The following is a 16,160-nucleotide window of genomic DNA, read 5'->3' as shown; positions in this document are numbered from 1 at the left end:
CATACGGGGTTTTAGTTAATAGCTCCACGTATTCCTAAAGTACAGCAATTGTCACAGTTTTGATGTGGATATTCCGGATAATTCGCTAGCTTATAAATAAATGGAGTCATAAATATGGAATCTATAAAGCTAACGGTATTAGCTGGGATCTTAGCAGGGATCAGCGGTTCGGCCTTTGCGCTACCCAATATTACCTTATTGGCAACCGGGGGAACTATCGCGGGTGGCGGTGATTCAGCCACCAAATCTAACTACACTGCGGGAAAACTGGGGGTCGACGCCTTGGTGAACGCGGTTCCTGAAATGAAAAAACTCGCTAATATTCAGGGCGAGCAAGTGGTAAATATTGGTTCTCAGGATATGAATGATGAAGTCTGGCTGAAGTTGGCGAAAAAAATTAATGCCGATTGTGCCAAAACAGATGGATTCGTGATCACCCATGGCACCGATACACTGGAAGAAACCGCCTATTTCCTTGATTTAACAGTTAAATGCGATAAGCCAGTGGTCATGGTTGGCGCAATGCGACCTGCCACAGCTCTGGGCGCAGATGGCCCGCTGAATCTTTACAATGCCGTGGTGGTTGCCAGTGACGCCAATTCAGCCAAACGTGGCGTGCTGGTGGCAATGAATGACCAGGTACTGGCGGGCCGTGATGTGATGAAAACCAATACCACCTCGGTACAAACCTTCCAGTCGCCGAATACTGGTTCACTGGGTTACGTCTATGATGGCAAAGTGAATTATCTGCATCAACCTGCGCCAAGACAACCAGCTTTCGATATCAGCAAGCTGGAGACACTACCGAAAGTTGGCATTATTTATAACTACGCCAATGCGTCTGATGTTCCGGCCAAAGCACTGATTGCCGATGGCTACCAAGGCATTGTTAGCGCCGGTGTTGGCAACGGTAATCTTTACCACACGGTGTTCGATACACTGGCAACAGCGGCTCATAATGGTGTGGCTGTTGTGCGCTCATCCCGTGTGCCGACCGGCTCGACCACCGAAGATGCAGAAGTTGACGATACCAAATATGGTTTTGTCGCCTCTGGCTCTCTGAATCCACAAAAAGCTCGCGTGTTGCTGCAATTGGCATTAACCCAAACGCAAAAACCGCAAGAGATCCAAAAGCTATTCCACGCCTATTGATCGGGTAACTCTTCGACGGAGGCTTCGGCCTCCGTATCATTAAAGCACCACAGTTTCTCCCTCTCAGACGAATAACCATTGCAGCAGGCGGACTCGAATGATAAAACCGAGTCAGGATAATGATGGCAATCTCAGTAGAGTGTGGTGAGGGGAAATGACACAAGTTTATAATTTTAGCGCGGGCCCGGCGATGCTACCGGTCGAAGTTTTACGTCGTGCGGAACAAGAATTACGCAACTGGCATGGTCTTGGAACGTCGGTGATGGAGATCAGTCACCGCAGTAAAGAATTTATGCAGGTAGCTGAAGAAGCAGAAAAAGATCTGCGCGATCTGATGCAAATCCCAGCTAATTATAGAGTGTTATTCTGCCACGGTGGCGCGCGGGCGCAGTTCGCAGCCGTGCCATTGAACCTACTCGGCGACAGCAAAAGTGCTGATTATATCGACGGCGGCTACTGGGCACACAGTGCAGTTAAAGAAGCACAAAAATACTGCACACCTAATGTTATTGATGTGACGACCCACGATAACGGTGTGACGGGCATTCAGCCGATGAAACAGTGGAAGTTGAATGATAATGCTGTCTATGTGCATTACTGCCCGAATGAGACCATTGATGGCCTGGCGATTAACGAAGAGCCTGATTTCGGTAATAAGGTAGTGGTTGCCGACTACTCATCATCAATTCTCTCTCGCCCGATTGATGTCAGCCGCTATGGCGTGATTTATGCGGGTGCACAGAAAAATATTGGTCCAGCGGGCCTGACAGTGGTTATCGTACGTGACGATTTGTTAGGTAAAGCGCGTACTGAGTTGCCATCGATCCTTGATTATAAAGTGCTGGCTGAAAACGACTCTATGTTCAATACCCCGCCAACCTTCGCCTGGTATCTCTCCGGCCTGGTCTTTAAGTGGCTGAAAGAGCAGGGTGGTTTGGGCGCAATGGAAAAACGTAATCAGGCCAAAGCCGAATTACTCTATAGCGCTATCGACGGCACAGGTTTCTACCGCAATCAGGTGGTGAAAGCTAACCGCTCTTGGATGAATGTGCCGTTCCAAATGGCTGATGCCTCATTGGACAAAGTGTTCTTGAGTGAGGCCGAAGCGCAAGGCTTGCAAGCTTTGAAAGGACACCGCGTGGCCGGCGGAATGCGTGCTTCGATCTATAACGCGATGCCAATCGAAGGCGTTAAAGCATTAACAGATTTTATGGCTGACTTTGAACGCCGCCATGGCTGATGGTTGATGGCTCAGGGCCGATATCATCCATTAACTTATAACGCATTAATTTATAATAATTTAATCTGCCATAACGACAGCTCCGCTCTATGCGGGGCTGTTGCTCATTGAAGACTGGAGAGTACTTTTCCCATGCTGGAATCCCTGACGTTACAACCTATCGCCCTGATTAATGGCACCGTTAATTTACCCGGATCTAAAAGTGTTTCTAACCGTGCACTTCTTCTGGCTGCGCTGGCCGAAGGGACTACCCAGTTGAATAACCTGCTAGACAGTGATGATATTCGCCACATGCTCAATGCCTTACAGGCGCTGGGGGTGAATGTCCGTCTCTCCGCTGATCGTACCCGCTGTGAAGTTGATGGTGTTGGCGGTAAGTTAGCAGCACAGAGGCCATTGGAACTCTTCCTGGGGAATGCGGGAACGGCAATGCGGCCATTGGCAGCCGCCCTGTGCCTGGGAAATAGCGATATTGTGTTAACCGGCGAACCGCGTATGAAAGAGCGGCCAATTGGTCATCTGGTGGATGCATTGCGCCAGGGGGGCGCGCAGATTGATTATCTGGAGCAAGAAAACTACCCACCGTTGCGCTTACGTGGCGGCTTTTATGGTGGCAACCTGACGGTTGATGGCAGTGTCTCCAGCCAATTCCTGACGGCACTACTCATGGCGGCCCCGCTGGCTGAACAGGACACCGAAATTCAGATTCAGGGTGAGCTGGTTTCCAAGCCCTATATCGATATTACCCTGCACCTGATGAACGCCTTTGGTGTGGATGTCAAGCATGAGAACTACCAAATCTTCCATATTAAGGGGGGCCAGACTTATTGTACCCCAGGGACCTATTTGGTTGAAGGCGATGCCTCTTCAGCCTCCTATTTCCTGGCCGCCGCTGCGATTAAAGGCGGCACAGTGCGTGTCACGGGTATCGGCAAAAAAAGTGTGCAGGGCGACATCCGGTTTGCTGATGTGCTGGAAAAAATGGGCGCAAAAGTGACTTGGGGCGACGATTTCATTGAGTGCAGCCGTGGTGAATTACACGGCATTGATATGGATATGAACCACATTCCTGATGCGGCAATGACCATTGCAACTACGGCACTATTCGCTGATGGCCCGACTGTTATTCGTAATATCTATAACTGGCGGGTAAAAGAGACAGACCGCTTATCGGCTATGGCAACTGAGCTAAGAAAAGTGGGGGCGCAAGTCGAAGAGGGCGAAGACTATATTCGCGTCGTCCCCCCTGCGCAGTTAATCACCGCAGAGATCGGAACCTATAATGACCACCGCATGGCGATGTGTTTCTCACTGGTGGCGTTATCCGATATCCCAATAACCATCCTTGACCCCAAATGCACCGCGAAGACCTTCCCTGACTACTTCGAGCAGTTAGCCCGATTGAGTCAGCCAGGCTAACCTATCGGCATAAAATGGGCACCCATAGGTGCCCACTCTTTAGCCGATAACAGACTGTTTTATTACCTGCCATCACTTATCTCTTTCGTGAATCCATAAATAATAAATATTTTTTCTGGTTATCTTTCCCATCTCTTCTACACTCCTGCCACAGCCGTGGTCTTATTTTCAGCAACTGAACCAGGGTGGGGTAACAGTTCACATCGATGCGGCGTATAATGTTGCTCCTGTGTTTGCCCGATGGGGTAGACAAGAGGTTTTGCCTACCGAAAGGAGAGAGAAATGACGGCGATAGCCCCGGTGATAACCGTTGATGGACCAAGTGGTGCAGGTAAAGGTACGCTTTGCAAAGCATTGGCTGAATCGTTGGACTGGCGTTTGCTGGATTCTGGTGCGATCTACCGAGTTTTGGCTTTAGCGGCGCTGCATCATCAGGTTGATATCAGCACCGAAGAGGCATTAGTACCACTTGCCGCACATCTCGATGTTCGTTTTGTCTCACAGAATGGGCAGTTAAAAGTGATCTTAGAAGGTGAGGATGTCAGTAATGAGATCCGCACCGAAACTGTGGGTAACACCGCATCCCAGGCCGCTGCTTTTCCACGTGTCCGTGAGGCATTATTACGCCGCCAACGGGCATTTCGTGAAGCGCCTGGCTTGATTGCCGATGGCCGAGATATGGGCACCGTGGTCTTTCCTGATGCACCGGTAAAAATATTTCTTGATGCAAGTTCGCAAGAACGTGCGCACCGACGTATGCTACAGTTGCAGGAAAAGGGGTTTAATGTTAACTTTGAACGTCTTTTAGCCGAGATACAGGAGCGAGACTCTCGCGATCGTAATCGGTCTATTGCACCTTTAGTCCCTGCTGCGGATGCGTTGGTACTGGATTCAACCAGTATGTCAATCGAGCAGGTGATCGAACAGGCGCTGGCTTATGCCCAACGAATTCTAGCGTTGCCGTTAAAAAAATGACGTCAATGCGGTCAGTTCTGAGCTCTCAACGATTTATTTTTTAATTAAAATTATTTTTGATGAGCACTTTAACCTTACTGCAAGGATATGTGGCGAGGCATGTGAAACAACCCCATCCGGCGGGATGCTAGATGGACGTTAAACTTAAGAATCCTGAAGATTATAAACATGACAGAATCTTTTGCTCAACTCTTTGAAGAATCCCTGAAAACAATTGAAACACGTCCGGGCTCTATCGTCCGTGGTGTTGTTGTTTCTATCGATAAAGATATCGTACTGGTTGACGCCGGTCTGAAATCTGAGTCAGCAATTCCAGCAGAACAGTTCAAGAACGCGCAAGGCGAACTGGAAATTCAAGTCGGCGACGAAGTTGACGTTGCACTGGACGCTGTTGAAGACGGCTTCGGTGAAACTCTGCTGTCCCGTGAGAAAGCTAAGCGTCACGAAGCATGGCTGATGCTGGAAAAGGCTTACGAAGAAGCTGCAACCGTTACTGGTGTGATCAACGGCAAAGTGAAGGGCGGCTTTACAGTCGAACTGAACGGTATCCGTGCGTTCCTGCCTGGTTCACTGGTTGATGTGCGTCCAGTTCGCGATACTCTGCATCTGGAAGGCAAAGAGCTTGAGTTCAAAGTCATCAAGCTGGATCAGAAACGCAACAACGTCGTTGTTTCTCGTCGTGCAGTTATCGAATCTGAGAACAGCGCTGAGCGCGATCAATTGCTGGAAAACCTGCAAGAAGGCATGGAAGTCAAGGGTATCGTTAAGAACCTGACTGACTACGGCGCATTCGTTGATCTGGGCGGTGTTGATGGCTTGCTGCACATTACTGACATGGCTTGGAAACGTGTTAAACACCCAAGCGAAATTGTCAATGTGGGCGACGAAATCACTGTTAAAGTTCTGAAATTCGACCGCGAACGTACTCGTGTATCCCTTGGCTTGAAACAGCTGGGCGAAGATCCATGGGTTGCTATCGCTAAACGTTACCCAGAAAGCACTAAGCTGACTGGCCGTGTAACTAACCTGACTGATTACGGCTGCTTCGTAGAGATCGAAGAAGGCGTTGAAGGTCTGGTACACGTTTCAGAAATGGATTGGACCAACAAAAACATTCACCCGTCTAAAGTTGTTAACGTTGGCGACGTAGTGGAAGTTATGGTTCTGGACATCGATGAAGAGCGTCGTCGTATTTCTCTGGGCCTGAAACAGTGCAAATCTAACCCATGGCAGCTGTTTGCAGAAACCCACAACAAAAACGACCGTGTTGAAGGTAAAATCAAGTCTATCACTGACTTCGGTATCTTCATCGGCCTGGACGGCGGCATCGACGGCCTGGTTCACCTGTCTGACATCTCCTGGAACGTTGCAGGCGAAGAAGCAGTTCGTGAATACAAGAAAGGCGACGAAATCGCAGCTGTTGTTCTGCAAGTTGACGCAGAACGCGAACGTATCTCCTTGGGCGTGAAACAACTGGCAGAAGACCCGTTCAATAACTACCTGTCTGTTAACAAGAAAGGTGCTATTGTTACTGGTAAAGTAACTGCAGTTGACGCTAAAGGTGCTACAGTTGAATTGGCTGGCGGCGTAGAAGGTTATCTGCGTGCTTCCGAAGCAACTCGCGACCGCGTTGAAGATGCAACGCTGGTTCTGAACGTAGGTGATGAAGTTGAAGCCAAATATACTGGCGTTGACCGCAAAAACCGCGTAATCAGCCTGTCTGTTCGTGCTAAAGACGAAGCTGATGAGAAAGATGCTATTGCTACAGTTAACAACAAGCCAGAAGAAGGCAACTTCTCTAGCGCAATGGCAGAAGCGTTCAAAGCTGCAAAAGGCGAGTAATAACGGGGGGCGGTTTTTCCGCCCCTATACGGTAGTTTAGCTGCAAAGCTTGGAGGTAATATGACCAAGTCTGAACTTATTGAAAGACTTGCTGGCCAGCAATCTCATGTACCGGCTAAGGCCGTTGAGGATGCAGTGAAAGAAATGCTTGAACATATGGCTGGAACACTAGCTGAAGGTGAGCGCATTGAGATCCGAGGATTTGGCAGTTTTTCTCTTCACTACCGTGCTCCGCGTGTTGGCCGTAATCCAAAGACTGGCGCTAAAGTTGAGTTGGAAGGTAAGTACGTTCCACACTTTAAGCCAGGTAAAGAATTGCGTGATCGCGCTAATATCTACGGTTAAGTTGTTTACGACTTACCGCGTTATTATGTGTGCCCAAAGAACGTGGAGTTGTCGCTAACAAGCTGCGACTTCATGTTTTAAGGTATACACGCTGATAAGAAACGGTGCCTCTCGCGGCACCGTTTTTCTTTTTTATCCCTCAATGCTGTTGTCCGTCATATCCGGCCTTCCCGATAAATAAATCACTTCTTTTTTAGATACATCCCGCATTTCCTCCACTATTTTTGCAACAGGGTAAAAGAGTTAGCGAACTGGCTCTGAACTCTTGCATTTTGTACTGGCAGCATGACTCATCAACGTAGAAAATCCACTTATTCTCTGTGAGATGAACGGATGGCATGAGGCTATCTGGTAGGCGACAATGGACGGCTTATTATCACTTTATCAATCGATCAGGCGGCGGCTGCTATAGTCGTCGGGTTATTACCTCTTATCTTGCTACCTCAGTTGCCCGGAGCCAATATTATTGGCGCGTTGCTGATGTTAGGCGGACTACTCGGGTTAATCCGTAATAGCTATTGCCAATTTTTGGCATTAGTCATGATCAGTTTTATATGGGGGAGTTGGCACGGAAATAGGGTGCTGGCACAAATTGGAGCATTAACTCAGGGCGAGCAGCAAATAGTCGCAACAATAAATAGTTCGCGTCTTACATGGGTCGAAGATAAAAAAGTCCTATTGGGCATTCAACAAGTTAATGGACAACGAGTCTTTCCCCCTATCGCGGTCGTCGTACATGGGGTAAATGCGCTTGAGCATCATTGCGCTGGACAACTATGGTCGTTGAGCTTGCGGATGCGGGCCGTTCACAGCTTATTAAATGAAGGTGGCTTTGACAGCCAACGCTGGGCAATAGCAAACCGCCATCCATTGCAAGGACGTATTATTAAGGCTGAGTTACTTGATGGACGCTGCAATCTGCGCCAGCAGGCCATCAGCGCCATTGAACAGCAGCTAGCGCCCTATGATCAGCGACAGACATTGCTGGCGCTGGCTTTTGGTGAAAGGAAACAGCTGGATAAGCCACAATGGGCGCTTTTACGTGATACCGGGACAGCACACCTGATGGCGATTTCGGGGCTGCACATTGCTCTGGCAGCTCTATTCGGAGGAGTATTGGCGCGGGCAGTACAACTCTTATTACCCGTCAAATGGGTTGGGCCACTGTTTCCGCTGCTAATTGGTTGGCTGGCGGCAATGATATATGTTTGGTTGGCGGGTGCAAATCCACCGGCAGTCAGGGCTGCTATAGCATTAACTCTGTGGTTGTTGCTCCGGCTATTTGGTATTTCATGCAGCACATGGCAAGTCTGGTTATGGGGGCTGGCGCTAATTTTACTGAGCGAACCACTCGCCGTACTCTCAGACAGCTTCTGGCTCTCCTGTCTGGCGGTATTTAGCTTGCTATGTTGGTATCACTGGGTGCCCATTTCCGCGCGCTTTCGAGTGGGGTGGGCTGGGGTGGTTATCCGGTGGTTCCATTTGCAATTTGGTATGATGCTGTTGTTGATGCCACTGCAAATTAGCTTGTTTCATGGTGTCAGCTTATTTTCGATACCTGCAAATTTATGGGCAGTGCCACTTATTTCTTTGCTTACTGTACCTTGCATGTTGCTGGCGCTGGCATTCACGCTGCTTCCAACCATGGCTGGCATATTTTGGTTTATGGCCGATATGTCACTTACCGTGGTTCTCTTGCCGCTCAATCAACTGAGATCGGGGTGGTTGCATACGGGGGGCACATCAGTTGTACTTGGCTATGGTGGCTGGCTAGCCATACTCATCTGGCGTTTCCAATGGTGGCGAAGCTATCCCATTGGGGTCATGGTGCTATGTGTCAATTTGGCACTATTCAGTCATAGGCGTGATGAATATCACTGGCGCGTTGATATGCTGGATATTGGGCATGGTCTGGCAATAGTTATTGAGCGTGAGGGGAAAGCGATTATCTTTGACACGGGTAATCGTTGGAACACGGGCAGCATGGCTACTGTAGTGATTCTTCCTTATTTGCGATGGCGCGGTATTACTGTTGAGCAGATTATTCTAAGTCATGACCATCAGGATCATACTGGGGGGCTTGCTGAGATTCAGGCCATTTTTCCACAGGCGAGTGTTCGTGCGCCGTTTCCCGTAACCGGTATTGTAAATAGTTTACCTTGTAAACAAGGGGTTACTTGGCAGTGGCAAGGTTTAGATTTTGAGGTTTTGTGGCCTAAAACAGAGGTGACTAATGCCCAAAATGATGATTCATGTGTTATTCGCATCGGTGATGGCAAACACAGTTTGTTATTGACCGGTGACCTTGAGACTCAGGGAGAATTGCAATTGATTAAGCAATCCCGCGCTAAACTAGCTGCAACAGTGCTGCAAGTCCCTCACCACGGTAGTAATACCTCTTCGACCGCACCTTTTCTGCGGGCAGTGAAACCCGAATTGGCGTTTGCTTCTGCCGCGCGCTATAACCAATGGCAGCTACCAACGAAAAAAGTGATTAAGCGCTATCAAAAAAATAACATTATTTGGCGAGAAACATCAGTATCCGGGCAGTTAAGTATTTATTTTTACAATGATAATTGGCAAGTTAAGGGTTATCGCGAACAATTAATGCCACGCTGGTATCATCAGCGGTTTGGTGTTGGTGGCCATAATGAGTAGAATAGGCCGCTATTTCTTCTGGTGCTGGTATTTGCATGATGAATGATAAAGATCTATCCACTTGGCAGACGTTTCGTCGCCTCTGGCCAACGATCACTCCTTATAAGACCGGTCTTGTTGTTGCGGCGATAGCATTAATCCTAAATGCTGCCAGTGATACCTTTATGTTGTCGTTGCTGAAACCATTGCTAGACGATGGATTCGGTCATGCGGATAGCTCAATTTTAAAATGGATGCCACTGGCCGTCATCGGTTTGATGGTTGTTCGTGGGCTAACCGGTTTTATTTCCAGCTACTGTATCTCATGGGTATCGGGCAAAGTGGTGATGCATATTCGCCGCCGATTGTTCAGCCATATGATGGGGATGCCGGTATCCTTTTTTGACCAGCAATCGACCGGTACACTGTTATCGCGTATTACCTATGACTCCGAGCAGGTCGCGGCATCATCTTCCAGTGCATTGGTGACAGTGGTGCGGGAAGGGGCTTCTATCATCGGTTTGTTCATTATGATGTTTTATTATAGCTGGCAGCTGTCAGTGATTTTAATCGTCATTGCGCCGATTGTTTCGATCTCTATCCGATTGGTTTCTAAGCGCTTTCGTAATATCAGTAAAAATATGCAAAGTACCATGGGTGAAGTGACCACCAGTGCCGAGCAAATGCTTAAAGGGCACAAAGAGGTGTTGATCTTTGGTGGACAGAAAGTTGAAACCGAACGTTTCGATACCGTCAGTAACCGTATGCGCCAGCAGGGAATGAAACTGGTTTCTGCCTCTTCCATTTCTGATCCGATTATTCAGCTAATTGCCTCTTTTGCCTTGGCATTCGTGCTCTATGCAGCAAGTTTCCCAAGCGTGATGGAAACCCTGACAGCCGGTACTATCACTGTCGTATTCTCTGCAATGATTGCTCTGATGCGCCCATTGAAATCACTTACCAATGTGAATGCACAGTTCCAGCGTGGTATGGCTGCTTGCCAAACGTTATTCACCATTTTGGATATGGAGCAGGAAAAAGACGAGGGTAAACTGGAAGTTGAACGTGCTAGAGGCGAAATCGAATTCCAGCATGTGACCTTCTACTATCCAGGCAAAGAGACCCCAGCACTGAATGATATCAATATGCACATTGAAGCGGGCAAAACCGTGGCATTGGTAGGGCGTTCAGGCTCAGGTAAGTCGACCATCGCCAATTTGCTAACCCGTTTTTATGATGTTAGTGACGGCAGTATTTTGTTGGATGGACACGATCTGCGCGATTACCGACTCGGGGCTTTGCGCAACCAAGTTGCGTTAGTCTCGCAAAACGTTCATCTGTTCAATGACACAGTAGCGAACAATATCGCTTACGCCCGTGATGATCAGTACAGCCGTGCTGAAATCGAAGAAGCTGCTCGTATGGCGTATGCCATGGACTTTATCAATAAAATGGATCATGGCCTGGATACCGTTATTGGTGAAAACGGCGTGATGCTTTCCGGGGGGCAGCGTCAGCGAATTGCCATTGCCCGAGCATTATTACGTGACTGCCCAATCTTGATTCTGGATGAAGCCACTTCGGCGCTGGATACTGAGTCTGAGCGGGCAATTCAGGCCGCCCTGGACGAGCTACAGAAAAACCGTACTTCACTGATTATTGCTCATCGTTTATCAACGATTGAAAAAGCGGATGAAATATTGGTTATTGAAGATGGGCGCATCGTAGAACGTGGTGTACATGCAGAATTGTTGGCGAAGCAAGGTGCTTATGCCCAACTTAACCGTATGCAGTTCGGCCAATGATTGAGCGTATCTGGTCAGGAGACTCCTGGCTCTATTTGCTGCTGTTACCCCTCTCTTGGGTATACGGCGCAATCAGCTGGATTATCCGGGCCAGTTACCGCTTGGGGCTGCGAGGCTCCTGGCGCTCGCCAGTTCCGGTTATCATTGTCGGTAACCTGACTGCGGGGGGCAATGGTAAGACGCCTGTCGTCATCTGGCTGGTGGAGCAGTTACAACTACGGGGCTACCGTGTTGGAGTAGTCTCCCGTGGTTATGGTGGTAAGTCCGCCGTGTATCCGTTAGTGCTGACTAATGAAACCACCACGGCGCAGGCGGGTGATGAACCGGTGTTGATTTTTCAACGCACTGGTGCGCCAGTGGCGGTAGCGCCAAAACGTGCTGAGGCAATCAAGGCGTTACTGAAATGTCATACGCTGGACTTTATCATCACCGATGATGGTTTACAGCACTATGCACTACAGCGCGATGTTGAACTGGTGGTGATTGATGGTGTGCGCCGTTTTGGCAACGGCTGGTGGTTACCCGCAGGCCCGATGCGCGAACGGGCAGGGCGATTGCACTCAGTGGATGCGGTTATCACTAATGGTGGTGTCGCCGCAGCGGGAGAGATCCCAATGCAACTGGTCGCACGGGAGGCGGTCAATCTGGCGACGGGGGAGCGTCAGCCGGCACGGCAGTTACAGCATGTCATTGCTATGGCCGGTATTGGTCACCCTCCGCGCTTTTTTACCACATTGAGTATGCTGGGGATTGAGCCTGAAAATGAGTATGCCTTTGCCGACCATCAGGATTATTCATTGGTGCAACTTAGCCCACTGACCGCTGGCACACAAATTTTACTGATGACCGAAAAAGATGCCGTCAAATGCCGAACTTTCGCTCAGCCTAATTGGTGGTATTTGCCAGTAGATGCGCAGTTGCCACCCGATCAGGCTGAATCTTTGCTGCTGAAAATAGAGGCATTATCTCAACATTCAAATTCAAAATAGCCCAGCGCTATACATTCAGCTGCGCGAGCTTCAGAGCTGTTGCACATATCCTAAGTGAACGCTGCTGAGTCTCTTCGTACAGTTGTAATTCATCCATCACCGCTATACCCAAATCACGCTGAAAATCTTGCTGACTGGAGTGTTCGGCAAAATGACTCTGCCCTTTATCCCCTAAATTCGACTGAAAAATACCGGCAGCACTGACTGGCAGAAAATCCTCATAGACCAAAGGTTCATATTGGATGATCTCCGCGTCAATTAACTCATCTAGCGTCAACGATTGTATTGATTCGGTCGGTACGCTACGGCTTTTTTCTGTGGGGAAATAGCGGAAGAAAGCGAGCTTCTCGGCACGCATCGCCTGATAATTATCTGGAAACTGACTAAATTGCTCGCTAAGAATAGTCATGTATTGTGCGGCATTTTTTTCATTCGCGGGAACTTGCAATTGATCCTGTGCTGCTTGAAGCAAACGGTCATATAGGCTGCGGCCCTTGGCTGTCAATGCGGCTCCGCGTTGCTCTATCTCGCCAAACCGGGCGGTGTGATACCCCTGAATGACCTGCCCATCGGTGGAGACAAACGCGATTTTCTCCTCCAGCGCTTTAAAACTGGTTTGTCGTAGCAGTATTGGGCAGTTGCGTGGTGGGGGGCCTTCAATCACCGCCTTAGGGGTAATATTATGCTGAGGCATCGCCAATTGTACGGCGTCGATATTCAACGTACGTGGGGTCAGGTGGTTAATATGCGGCCCTTTGAAAGCCACCACATCGGCAAGCAATCGATGCTGGTCATGTAGTTGCTGATAGACTTCAGCACTGACCGTTGCTTGATTATGCCAGCGGAACGTCTCTAGTGACTGAGTGGTAAAATCATCGGCCTCGCTACTGGTCAGCCCGCCAGCGGTTTCAGACTGAATAATCAACTCGATAGCTCGCGAGGTGAAAATTGATCTTTTTGCCAAAATATCGGCAGCCCGTTGCCGCAACTCAGGTTGCTCAATCAACTCCAAACGCAGTAATGACGTAAAAATTCTGAACGGACAGATTTGTAGCGAAGCTTCATGCACCGCACGGAAGGCCGTCGAGTGCACCGGCACACCCGCAGGAGCCAGGTCATAATAGCCGACAGCTTCCATGCCCATCACGGCGAAAAGGCGGCGTAGCATCGCAAGTTCAGTAGCAGTCCCCACGCGAATAGCGCCGTGCCGCTCCATGCTAAGCCGTTCAATCTCTCCTGTTTGGCGCAGCTGGCGCGCTAGTGCAGGTTGCTGATTTATCGTCTGTTTATTGGTGTCGGCAACCAACTGTAATAAGCTACCGTAAAGTGGGACTTCGGCCTGATACATATCGGACATGGCGCGTGAGAATCTGGCGCGGATCTCATCGGGATGGATAAATAGCGGGTGGCTCATAATCAGGTCGCTCCTTCTTGCCTATCGGGGCCGTAACCGCCAGATAATGGTGTCTGCGGCGCAGGTATATTCAGTTTTCATTTTAGGTTGATATCGATAAATTGGCTGGTAAGCAGCGGAGAATATTGGTTTTTTATGCGTAGCATCTCATTCATGCTGCGATTTAATGCATAAATCCAGATAAAATAGTTGCACGGTGTTCTTTTTTGTGAGTTAATAGCCGCTGGCCTGTGATACAGACCTATTTATGTGTAAACCTGTACGAGAGTAAAGCAGAGCAGTTCCCCCCAAGACGTTATCTTTCGATACCGCTTCAAAGGCGAATCTTCTAGTATCTCCGATAGTAACTCCCATAAGTAATGTTTATAAGCAGCCCCACTATTATTTATTCCCACTAGCGCTGAGTGCCTTATGGCAGATAAAGCTGCGTGGGTGGTGGTTACAGATATTGTTGGTCATTCAGAACAATAATGTTTGGATTATTTTGGAAAGTAATTATACATAGGTGCTAATTATTTATCCGGATAGCAAAATTTTAAGGCCCGTACTTATGCGGGTTTTTTCATACAATCAAGCTCATAGAGGTTTAATCAGAAAACTTTAGGATGGGCAACTGCATCTAAACAATAAATAAAAATGAGTTGTTAGGATGCCCAGTAAAAGGAAATTTATTATGACGTTAAAAATGGGTCGCGTGAAATGGTTCAATCAGTCTGAAGGTTACGGCTTCATTTCACCACACGATGGTAGTTTGGATGTGTATGTAAGTAAGACAGCCATTGCCAACACCAAAAACAGATCACTGAGTGAAGGGCAGGATGTGGAATTCTCTACTTATCGTAGTATTCATGGGCCGTCAGCAGCAGATGTGATTGCTTTCTAAGCAAACGGCTACCCAAGGGTAGCCGTTAGTTTTTTTGCCTCTATTCAACCAACGCACTGATTGCCGGGCGATTTTGCAGGTGCTTCTATTTGTATTTTTGCGGCTTAGTTGCTGAAGTTAGCAAACAGCGCAATGATTTTATGGAATACTTTCATTTCTTACTCGATATACACAATTTTGTGATGTAGGTCACAAATTCTACTCCTCGCCATTCAACATATCAATAACAAACCCAACATTTATCTCTCCTGATTAGGGCGCGTATTTACTTATATTGATGCTAATTAACATAACTGCTTGTTATTAATCGTTGATATGTATGACGGTGTCGACGCAGTTAACCTGCATCTACGGATATGGTATCCTCGACAACTTTCCTGCTGGCTAAACTCCACTCTGGGGGATGTATGGATCATCGTTTACTCGAAATCGTTGCCTGTCCGGTCTGCAACGGCAAGTTGTACTTCAATAAAGAAAATCTTGAGCTGGTATGTAAGGCTGACAATCTGGCCTACCCGGTGCGCGATGGCATTCCGGTATTGTTGGAAAACGAAGCCCGCCCACTGTCAATTGATGAGAAGCACGCATGAGTTTTATTGCCATAATTCCCGCTCGCTATGCTTCAACCCGTTTACCCGGTAAGCCATTGGCTGATATTGCTGGCAAACCGATGGTCGTCCATGTGATGGAGCGCGCGCTGGCATCTGGCGCTTCTCGGGTGATTGTGGCAACAGATCATCCGGAAGTGGTTAAAGCCGTTGAAGCCGTGGGGGGCGAAGTGTGCCTGACCCGCGCAGATCATCAATCAGGTACTGAGCGTTTAGCGGAAGTCATTGAACGTTATGGCTTTGCGGATGATGATATTATCGTCAATGTGCAGGGTGATGAACCCCTGATACCACCCGTTATTATTCGCCAGGTAGCTGATAACCTGGCGGCATGTAGTGCTGGTATGGCAACACTGGCAGTGCCAATTGAAAACAGCGAAGAAGCATTTAACCCTAATGCGGTCAAAGTGGTGATGGATGCTCAAGGTTATGCGCTCTATTTCTCCCGTGCCGCTATTCCGTGGGAAAGAGAGCGTTTTGCGCAATCAAAAGAGAGCATTGGCGACTGTTTCTTGCGTCATATTGGTATCTACGCCTATCGTGCCGGTTTTATCCGCCGTTATGTTAACTGGGCACCGAGTAAACTTGAGCAAATCGAACTGTTAGAACAACTTCGTGTGCTGTGGTATGGCGAGAAAATCCACGTGGCGGTCGCCAAAGCCGTGCCGGCGGTAGGGGTTGATACTCAAGAAGATTTAGATAGAGTTCGGGCGATTATGCTCAATCAGTAACAGTGGCTAAAGCGCTTAAGCCAGACTCGATGAACTGACCCCATAAAGTTGGACGGTTTGTCAGGCGGTTATCTGGGCCTGAGTTCGATACTCTACCGGACTCAGGCCTTTTAGCTTCTG

Annotated in this window: 13 protein-coding genes; 12 read left to right on the top strand and 1 reads right to left on the bottom strand. The window is 48.5% G+C overall.

Annotated elements, in window-relative coordinates; genetic code table 11:
- Positions 1-114 precede the first annotated feature (114 nt).
- The 9 genes from ansB (at position 115) to lpxK (ending at position 12,404) form a co-directional block, all read left to right on the top strand.
- Entirely contained in the window at positions 115-1,152 is a 1,038-nt protein-coding gene (gene ansB, locus AACW11_RS15030; protein ID WP_212584613.1) for an L-asparaginase 2, read from the top strand.
- 154 nt (positions 1,153-1,306) lie between these two features.
- Positions 1,307-2,392 (top strand): 3-phosphoserine/phosphohydroxythreonine transaminase, encoded by a 1,086-nt coding sequence (gene serC / locus AACW11_RS15025; RefSeq protein WP_212584612.1) that lies wholly within the window; start codon positions 1,307-1,309, stop codon positions 2,390-2,392.
- Positions 2,393-2,524: 132 nt separating this feature from the next.
- Positions 2,525-3,811 carry a 3-phosphoshikimate 1-carboxyvinyltransferase gene (gene aroA, locus AACW11_RS15020; RefSeq protein WP_212584611.1) on the top strand — a complete coding sequence of 429 codons (1,287 nt, stop codon included), beginning with the start codon at positions 2,525-2,527 and terminating at the stop codon, positions 3,809-3,811.
- Positions 3,812-4,093: 282 nt separating this feature from the next.
- Positions 4,094-4,786: a (d)CMP kinase gene (gene cmk / locus AACW11_RS15015; RefSeq protein WP_212584610.1), complete on the top strand. Its 693-nt coding sequence runs from the start codon at positions 4,094-4,096 to the stop codon at positions 4,784-4,786.
- A 168-nt stretch (positions 4,787-4,954) separates the two neighbouring features.
- The gene (rpsA, locus tag AACW11_RS15010) at positions 4,955-6,628 is read left to right on the top strand and encodes a 30S ribosomal protein S1 (protein ID WP_004391091.1); all 1,674 of its coding nucleotides are present in this window, start codon (positions 4,955-4,957) and stop codon (positions 6,626-6,628) included.
- A 60-nt stretch (positions 6,629-6,688) separates the two neighbouring features.
- Positions 6,689-6,973: an integration host factor subunit beta gene (ihfB, locus tag AACW11_RS15005; RefSeq protein ID WP_005184672.1), complete on the top strand. Its 285-nt coding sequence runs from the start codon at positions 6,689-6,691 to the stop codon at positions 6,971-6,973.
- A gap of 348 nt (positions 6,974-7,321) precedes the next feature.
- Positions 7,322-9,631, top strand: coding sequence for a ComEC family protein (locus tag AACW11_RS15000; protein ID WP_212584770.1), 2,310 nt, complete (start codon positions 7,322-7,324; stop codon positions 9,629-9,631).
- A 35-nt stretch (positions 9,632-9,666) separates the two neighbouring features.
- Positions 9,667-11,415 (top strand): lipid A ABC transporter ATP-binding protein/permease MsbA, encoded by a 1,749-nt coding sequence (gene msbA / locus AACW11_RS14995; RefSeq protein ID WP_212584609.1) that lies wholly within the window; start codon positions 9,667-9,669, stop codon positions 11,413-11,415.
- Positions 11,412-12,404: a tetraacyldisaccharide 4'-kinase gene (lpxK, locus tag AACW11_RS14990; RefSeq protein ID WP_212584608.1), complete on the top strand. Its 993-nt coding sequence runs from the start codon at positions 11,412-11,414 to the stop codon at positions 12,402-12,404. Before msbA ends, lpxK begins: the two co-directional genes overlap by 4 nt.
- A 7-nt stretch (positions 12,405-12,411) precedes the next feature.
- Here the strand turns inward: lpxK and hglS are convergent, their stop codons facing one another.
- The gene (hglS, locus tag AACW11_RS14985) at positions 12,412-13,818 is read right to left on the bottom strand and encodes a 2-oxoadipate dioxygenase/decarboxylase HglS (RefSeq protein ID WP_212584607.1); all 1,407 of its coding nucleotides are present in this window, start codon (positions 13,816-13,818) and stop codon (positions 12,412-12,414) included.
- Positions 13,819-14,491: 673 nt separating this feature from the next.
- On the opposite strand from hglS, the gene AACW11_RS14980 reads away from it, so the two are divergent.
- The 3 genes from AACW11_RS14980 to kdsB all read left to right on the top strand — a co-directional run bounded on the left by AACW11_RS14980 (position 14,492) and on the right by kdsB (position 16,040).
- Positions 14,492-14,701 (top strand): cold-shock protein, encoded by a 210-nt coding sequence (locus AACW11_RS14980; protein WP_212584606.1) that lies wholly within the window; start codon positions 14,492-14,494, stop codon positions 14,699-14,701.
- Between the two features lie 407 nt (positions 14,702-15,108).
- Positions 15,109-15,291 carry a Trm112 family protein gene (locus AACW11_RS14975; RefSeq protein WP_004700032.1) on the top strand — a complete coding sequence of 61 codons (183 nt, stop codon included), beginning with the start codon at positions 15,109-15,111 and terminating at the stop codon, positions 15,289-15,291.
- A complete protein-coding gene (gene kdsB, locus AACW11_RS14970) occupies positions 15,288-16,040 on the top strand; it encodes a 3-deoxy-manno-octulosonate cytidylyltransferase (RefSeq protein WP_212584605.1) in 753 nt (250 codons plus the stop codon). The genes AACW11_RS14975 and kdsB overlap by 4 nt, the downstream gene beginning before the upstream one ends.
- The last annotated feature ends 120 nt before the right edge of the window (positions 16,041-16,160 follow it).

It is taken from the genome of Yersinia sp. Marseille-Q3913 (assembly GCF_963892745.1).
Classification (GTDB): domain Bacteria; phylum Pseudomonadota; class Gammaproteobacteria; order Enterobacterales; family Enterobacteriaceae; genus Yersinia; species Yersinia bercovieri.
Note: the sequence above shows the minus strand (reverse complement) of the source record. Positions and strands in the feature narration are given on the sequence as shown.

Excerpts from the sequence above, each read along its gene's own strand:
- kdsB (WP_212584605.1), top strand. The coding sequence starts at position 15,288 with ATGAGTTTTATTGCCATAATTCCCGCTCGCTATGCTTCAACCCGTTTA.
- ihfB (WP_005184672.1), top strand. The coding sequence starts at position 6,689 with ATGACCAAGTCTGAACTTATTGAAAGACTTGCTGGCCAGCAATCTCAT.
- hglS (WP_212584607.1), bottom strand. The coding sequence starts at position 13,818 with ATGAGCCACCCGCTATTTATCCATCCCGATGAGATCCGCGCCAGATTC.
- AACW11_RS14975 (WP_004700032.1), top strand. The coding sequence starts at position 15,109 with ATGGATCATCGTTTACTCGAAATCGTTGCCTGTCCGGTCTGCAACGGC.
- AACW11_RS14980 (WP_212584606.1), top strand. The coding sequence starts at position 14,492 with ATGACGTTAAAAATGGGTCGCGTGAAATGGTTCAATCAGTCTGAAGGT.
- cmk (WP_212584610.1), top strand. The coding sequence starts at position 4,094 with ATGACGGCGATAGCCCCGGTGATAACCGTTGATGGACCAAGTGGTGCA.
- aroA (WP_212584611.1), top strand. The coding sequence starts at position 2,525 with ATGCTGGAATCCCTGACGTTACAACCTATCGCCCTGATTAATGGCACC.
- serC (WP_212584612.1), top strand. The coding sequence starts at position 1,307 with ATGACACAAGTTTATAATTTTAGCGCGGGCCCGGCGATGCTACCGGTC.
- lpxK (WP_212584608.1), top strand. The coding sequence starts at position 11,412 with ATGATTGAGCGTATCTGGTCAGGAGACTCCTGGCTCTATTTGCTGCTG.
- msbA (WP_212584609.1), top strand. The coding sequence starts at position 9,667 with ATGATGAATGATAAAGATCTATCCACTTGGCAGACGTTTCGTCGCCTC.
- ansB (WP_212584613.1), top strand. The coding sequence starts at position 115 with ATGGAATCTATAAAGCTAACGGTATTAGCTGGGATCTTAGCAGGGATC.
- rpsA (WP_004391091.1), top strand. The coding sequence starts at position 4,955 with ATGACAGAATCTTTTGCTCAACTCTTTGAAGAATCCCTGAAAACAATT.